General features: G+C 34.5%; 5 protein-coding genes. 3 read left to right on the top strand and 2 right to left on the bottom strand.

What is annotated here, in order from left to right; translation table 11 throughout:
- Nucleotides 1–386: 386 nt before the first annotated feature.
- Nucleotides 387–1,079, bottom strand: coding sequence for a M24 family metallopeptidase (locus CN288_RS27475; protein WP_090694689.1), 693 nt, complete (start codon nucleotides 1,077–1,079; stop codon nucleotides 387–389).
- Between the two features lie 143 nt (nucleotides 1,080–1,222).
- A complete protein-coding gene (locus CN288_RS27470) occupies nucleotides 1,223–2,005 on the bottom strand; it encodes an HAD-IIB family hydrolase (RefSeq protein ID WP_090694686.1) in 783 nt (260 codons plus the stop codon).
- Nucleotides 2,006–2,093: 88 nt separating this feature from the next.
- Here CN288_RS27470 and CN288_RS27465 point away from each other — a divergent pair, with 88 nt between their 5' ends.
- The 3 genes from CN288_RS27465 (at nucleotide 2,094) to CN288_RS27455 (ending at nucleotide 6,591) form a co-directional block, all read left to right on the top strand.
- Nucleotides 2,094–2,792: a Crp/Fnr family transcriptional regulator gene (locus CN288_RS27465; RefSeq protein ID WP_090694682.1), complete on the top strand. Its 699-nt coding sequence runs from the start codon at nucleotides 2,094–2,096 to the stop codon at nucleotides 2,790–2,792.
- 270 nt (nucleotides 2,793–3,062) lie between these two features.
- Nucleotides 3,063–3,608: a recombinase family protein gene (locus CN288_RS27460; protein WP_090694678.1), complete on the top strand. Its 546-nt coding sequence runs from the start codon at nucleotides 3,063–3,065 to the stop codon at nucleotides 3,606–3,608.
- A 31-nt stretch (nucleotides 3,609–3,639) separates the two neighbouring features.
- Nucleotides 3,640–6,591, top strand: a complete 2,952-nt coding sequence (locus tag CN288_RS27455) for a Tn3 family transposase (protein WP_098303602.1) — start codon at nucleotides 3,640–3,642, stop codon at nucleotides 6,589–6,591.
- The last annotated feature ends 99 nt before the right edge of the window (nucleotides 6,592–6,690 follow it).

The following is a 6,690-nucleotide window of genomic DNA, read 5'->3' as shown; positions in this document are numbered from 1 at the left end:
GGGGTAGCACCAACAAAACGCGAATTTCGTACGCTAAGGAAATACAACATAGGGGTCACCATATAAAAAAGCCTAATTTCAAGCTACAATAACGAGAAATTAGGCTTTAATTATTTCATAAAGTATAAGTTACTTATTAAGGGTAGTACCAGCTACAAAGTATATGTTAATGACTGGTAATAATTGGACCGTGGTTCCGAGTAAAGTTCCGTTACTCACCGTTTTAGGAACTTTTCATTTTCTTACTTTACGGCCTATGTCAGCTACGCTGGTATCAGTCCTAAATAAAGAGGGAAAGACCATATGCCTTGTCGTTATGGCCTTTCTTCTTTTTTCAACTATCGATAATGAGATGTTGTGTAAACTTTATGTATACACTATACAATCTATTCAACTGTTAATAGCTGTTCAAAGAAACCGCCTATTTCTAGTTCTCGATCAATAAAATGTATCTCCAGAATCCAATCCCGCGGTTGACCGTTCTTATCAAGTTCTCTCATGGAAACATTATTATCAATATGAATATAGTTCTCAACTTCTTCTCCTTGAACTTGTTCATGTGGGAACTCACCAATGAGATGACCAGCATGTGGACCTCCATATTCCCACCCATACTTTTTGGCAAGATCACAAACAAATGAGAAAAGTTCACTACCTGTGATAGTAGGATTAGATTGAAAGAAGGCTTTTCCTTCTTCCCAGGCCTGTTCAATATCATTACGTAGTTTTAATTTGACTGGATCTTCTCCAAGGACGTATGTCCTACCAAAATCAGCTTCCCAATCTTCAAAAATAGGACCGAAGTCAAGAAAGATAATATCTCCCTCTAGCACCGTTAAATCTGGTGGATTTTCTCTATAAGGATATAATGTGTTCTTTCCAGCTCGTACAATGCGTTTATGCCAATATTTTTTGATTCCGAACATTTGAAAAGCCAATTCATAAATTTCTCGATTGATTTGTTTTTCAGTTACATCACTACGTAGTATCCCTTTTTCTTCAATCGCTCTGAAAAGATCTTCGGCCTTGCATTCAGCTTTTCGTAAAGCTAAACGTCTCTTATCTAGGGATTGTTTCAAAACTACCTCTCACCTTTCATAATAGTATTGTGAAATTAAATATACAAAAATAACACATTTATGTAATTTTAGTAAATTATAGGGTTTCAGAACTTCTATAATTTTTACTTTTCAGTCTGTGTCAGCTACGCTAGTTCTCCCCCTTATAGGCTTACCAACTTCTTAATTATATTTATATCTCCTAATTCACTAAGTCTTTGCTCTAGAATGTTTTCTATATTCTCACTTAATACTAGTTGTTCAGATGAAAACGGTGCTAATTGTAAGCTTTCACCAATCATAACAGAGTACATCGCATGTTGAAACATTGTAATATCATTCGCATCATTACCAAATGCTATATATTCTTTTTCTTCCACACCCAATTGTTGCAATCCACTCCACTTATCTATTCCGTTTGGACTTATGTCTAAGATTCCTTCGTTTCCGTGAGAGTGAACCACAACATTCATATTGCTAAGCCGTTCTTCAACTGCTTCCATATTGTCTGAAGTAAGCACTAAAATTTTTACGATTGACTGTAATTTATCCAATTTAACGTTTTTAGCACGTCCTTCTGGATCAAGATTATTCAAAATCGGATGTGTGGCTGGCCCTGTATAGGCATAATCCCAGTCACCATCTATTAAATAAGAAGCATTATAAGTTCTAAGTAATTGAACAATATTTGCAAGCGTTTCTTCATCAAAACTAATCGTTGATATGATTTTCCCTTTAATTGCAATCATTGATCCATTTCCACCAATCATTGGGTATTGATGAAAACGTTCATGTAAGATGGGAAGTAAATCACGTATTGGCCTAGCCGATGCAAAAATGACTTCGTGCCCTTGAGCTACTAGTTTTTCTAATGATACTAGTAGTCTTTCGGAAATAGGCTGACCTTTAAAGCAAATTGTCCCATCTAAATCGAATACAAATTTCATTCTATGCCACTCCTAAAATTTTTTATTGTTCTTATCATATCAGTTTATCTTATAATGAAAAGGACATATGTCCCAAAAGGAGTATTATATGGAATTTATTCATGACTTGAAGCTACTTGAAACAAAATTACGAGAATATCATATTGAAGAAATATTTGGCCGAGAAAAACAACTCCCATTTACACTGCAACAATATGAACAAGATGAAATTATTTTACTTGAGGGAATTGAACTAGAATCATTATTATTTTTGGTGGAAGGAAAAGTGAAAATAACATCAAGTGTTGAAACTGGAAAATTACTTTTACTACGATTTGTCCAACCATTTTCCATTATTGGTGATATTGAATTAATTCGAAACGTTCCCGTCCAATCACAGGTTAAAGCAGTTAATGAATGCTTATTAATTGGACTACATTTTGATTATATAAAACAGCATGAAATGAACAATCCGCAGTTTTTACATACACTTTTAGAACATGTAAGCTATAAGCTTCAAACTTGTACAACAGCTTCTCGTGTAAATTTATTAGCATCTGTGGAAAACAAGTTTGCGAGCTATCTTATGTCCACGATATCACCTGACCCCGATAACATCTTTGGAATGGAGCTAAAGACTTCCAATATAAAAGAGGTTGCAGATTTACTTGGCACGACATATCGACATCTAAATCGAGTTATTCATTCGCTATCTGAAAAGAAAATTATTGAAAGAGATAAAAACTCTATTCGTATATTGAATTGGAGCTGTTTGGAGGAAATATCTAATGGAATCCGATATAAATAAAAATGGATAACTCTGATTTCTCGGGGGTTATCCTTAAAATTCGTTAATTCTCTCTTTCTGATATGGTGACCCCTAATTGATGTGATTTTTATGAATTTATCGTACCGAAAACGACCGTTTATGGAACTTGTTTGTTTTTAAACAAAAGCGTTAAAAATCCATCCATATCAAGTACCAAAACCCATATCCAAAAACAAAGTTCCTTATTTTAATTCAACAAGGTTTTTGGTACTATTTTAATAGATATATTTAGATAGGAAGTGAAACAATTTGATTTTTGGTTATGCTCGTGTCAGCACAGAAGAACAAAATCTCGATATGCAAATAGATGCTTTGCAACAATATGGTATAGATAAGTTATATCAAGAGAAAATGACAGGAACAAAAAAAGATCGTCCTCAGCTCGAAGAGTTGCTAAAGGTATTACGTAAAGGCGATAAGATAGTCGTTTACAAACTTGATCGAATTTCTCGATCTACAAAACACCTAATTGAGTTAAGTGAAAAATTCAAAGAACTGGGTGTAGATTTTATTTCTATTCATGACAACATTGATACATCTAATGCTATGGGGAAATTCTTCTTTCGAATGATGGCAAGTATTGCAGAATTAGAAAGAGATATTATTAGCGAACGTACCAAAACAGGATTAAACGCAGCTAGAGCCCGTGGGAAAAAAGGCGGAAGACCACAAAAACATACAGATAAGGTAGAAATGGCTCTTAAAATGTATCAAAGTAAAGAATATAGCATTAAACAAATTACAGAGGCTACCGGTCTAAGTAAAACAACATTGTATCGATACATTAACAAATAACCTCATTACTTTTATAAATGGAGGAAATATTATGAGAGGAAAAGAACTTCTCACACCTGTACAAAGGGAAGAACTATTACATATTTCTGTTGAAACAGAACATGAGCTAGCACTGCATTACACATTCTCTGCAGAAGATCTTGAAATTATTAATCAACATCGTAGAGATCACAATCGCTTAGGATTTGCTGTTCAGCTTTGTGTCATAAGATATCCAGGAATTACTGTTACGAATATACCAGTAATTCCTGAAGGACTCTTAAAGTTTGTTGCTAAACAAATTGGTGTAGATCATACGGTCTATGAAGCATATGCAAAACGAGAACCTACTAGGCGGGAACATCTAGAAGAAATACGTAAAGAATATGGATATCGTAACTTTACCACTCGTGATTATCGAAGGATTTCTAAATTTCTAGAACCATATGCATTAGAAAATGGAAATACAATGTATCTGATTCAAACTGTATTACAAGAACTACGAAAAGAGAAAATTATTTTACCTGCAATACCAACAATAGAACGAGTTGTATGGGAAGTACGTAAGCGTACAGAAGAAAAAATTTTTAAAGTACTAACATCCTCTTTGACTTCTTCACAACAAGAAAAGTTAGATAGCCTACTCCATCCAATGCCTAATACTTCAAAAACTTATTTATCCTGGCTAAGAGAAATACCTGGCCAATTTTCTCCTGACGCATTTTTAAAAGTAATTGAACGCTTAGATTACATAAGAAAATTAACATTAAAGCTTGATACCAAAGGGTTACATCCAAATCGAATACGACAATTATCTCGAATAGGAGCAAGATATGAACCTTTCTCGTTCCGACGATTTCACAGCACCAAAAAATATGCAATCATAATTGCATATTTAATAGATTTAACACAGGATTTGGTTGATCAAGCATTTGAAATTCATGATAAACAGATTATGAATCTTCAACTAAAAGGAAGGAAACAGCAAGAAGAAATTCAAAAACAGAATGGAAAATCAGTTAATGAAAAAATCAATCATTACGCGAATCTAGGAACAGCTTTAATTAAAGCTAGACAAGAAAACTTAGATCCATTTTTATTATTAGAAACGATGATGCCTTGGGATACATTTGTAGCCTCTGTAGAGGAAGCAAAAAAGTTATCTCGTCCTATGAATTATGATTATCTTGATTTATTAGAAAGTCGTTATAATTATTTACGTAAGTATACGCCAACACTACTCAGAACATTAGAATTTCGATCTACCAAGTATGCAAATCCCGTTTTATTAGCTTTAGATACTATCCACGAGTTAAATGAAGCTGGAAAACGAAAAGTTCCAGAAGGTGCCCCATTAAGCTTTGTTTCCAAGCGTTGGGAAAGATATGTATATGATGAAGACGGGAGTATTAATCGACATTTTTACGAATTGGCCGCATTTACTGAACTTCGAAATTATGTACGCTCAGGGGATATTTCTATTGTAGGTAGTAGACAACATAAAGATTTTGATGAATATCTTATTCCACAACAAGAATGGACAAAGAGTAAAAATATCGGTACCAGGTTAGCGGTTCCGATTCAAGTAGAAGAATACATAAAAGAGCGCACTGAAACCCTTTTGCATCGAATTCAATCCTTTTCTAAAAATATAAATTCTCTAGAAGGCTTAGATTTAGAAAAAGGAAGTTTGCGTATTCATCGCTTAGAACGAGATGTCCCAGAAGACGCCAAGAAACTAAGCGCTAAGCTATACAATATGTTACCACGTATAAAACTAACGGATTTATTACTAGAAGTGTCGAATTGGACAAATTTTGAACAGCAACTGATTCACGCATCAACAAATAAACCGCCTAAAGGCGATGAAATTATTATATCTCTTGCTGCAATGATGGCGATGGGAACTAATATTGGTCTAACTAAAATGGCAGATGCAACTCCAGATATCACCTATCATCAGTTAGCTCATGCTAGCCAATGGCGAATGTATGACGATGCCTTACAACGTGCTCAATCTATACTTGTAAACTTTCAGCATAAAATCCCTTTATCCTCTTATTGGGGAGATGGGACTACTTCATCATCGGATGGTATGAGAGTTCAAATTGGGGTATCTTCTCTCAGCGCTAGCTTCAATCCACACTATGGAACCGGAAAAGGAGCGACCATTTATCGATTCGTAAGTGATCAATTTTCTTCTTTTTACACCAAGGTAATTAATACAAATGCTAGAGATGCTGTACATGTTATCGATGGATTATTACATCATGAATCTGATTTGGTTATTGAAGAGCATTACACAGATACAGCGGGCTATACAGATCAAGTCTTTGGATTGGCTCATTTATTAGGTTTTCGCTTTGCGCCCCGGTTACGTGATTTAGCCACTTCTAAATTATATACGATTGGATCACCTAAAGAATTCTCAAATATAGAATCCTTAATACGGGGACAAATTAATATGAAGTTAATTTGCGATAATTATGATGATGTTTTACGGCTAGCTCATTCTATCCGAGAAGGTAAAGTATCAGGTGCATTGATTATGGGAAAATTAGGGTCTTATACCCGTCAAAATAAAGTGGCGAAGGCACTAAGAGAAATAGGAAGAATTGAGAAAACAATTTTCATCTTAGATTATCTTTCAGATAAAACAATGCGTAGACGTATTCAACGAGGATTGAATAAAGGAGAAGCTATGAATGCACTTGCTCGAGCTATTTTCTTTGGAAAACATGGTGAATTACGAGAAAGAGCGCTACAAGATCAACTTCAAAGAAGTAGTGCACTAAACCTCTTAATTAATGCAATTAGTGTGTGGAATACTGTTTATTTAAGTGAAGCAATAAGCGTTTTGAAGAAAAAAGAAAAATTGGATGAAGAACTATTAAAACACATTTCTCCATTAGGATGGGAACACATTAACTTCCTAGGAGAATACCGATTTAGTAAAAAAGAAATTGCACCATTAGACTCTCTACGACCATTACAGATAACTTAGTAGTAAGAAGCCGATTATCTCTTAGCGTACAGGAAATCGGCTTTTTCTTTATAAAATTTTGCTTAGCGTACGAAATTCGCGTTTTGTTGGTGCTACCCC

Source organism: Bacillus sp. AFS023182 (assembly GCF_002560575.1).
In the GTDB taxonomy this organism is placed as follows: Bacteria; Bacillota; Bacilli; order Bacillales; family Bacillaceae_G; genus Bacillus_A; species Bacillus_A arachidis.
This window is presented reverse-complemented; position numbering and strand designations above follow the sequence as displayed.

Bases quoted from the DNA above. Each gene is read 5' to 3' on its own strand.
- CN288_RS27465 (WP_090694682.1), top strand. From the start codon at position 2,094: ATGGAATTTATTCATGACTTGAAGCTACTTGAAACAAAATTACGAGAA.
- CN288_RS27455 (WP_098303602.1), top strand. From the start codon at position 3,640: ATGAGAGGAAAAGAACTTCTCACACCTGTACAAAGGGAAGAACTATTA.
- CN288_RS27470 (WP_090694686.1), bottom strand. From the start codon at position 2,005: ATGAAATTTGTATTCGATTTAGATGGGACAATTTGCTTTAAAGGTCAG.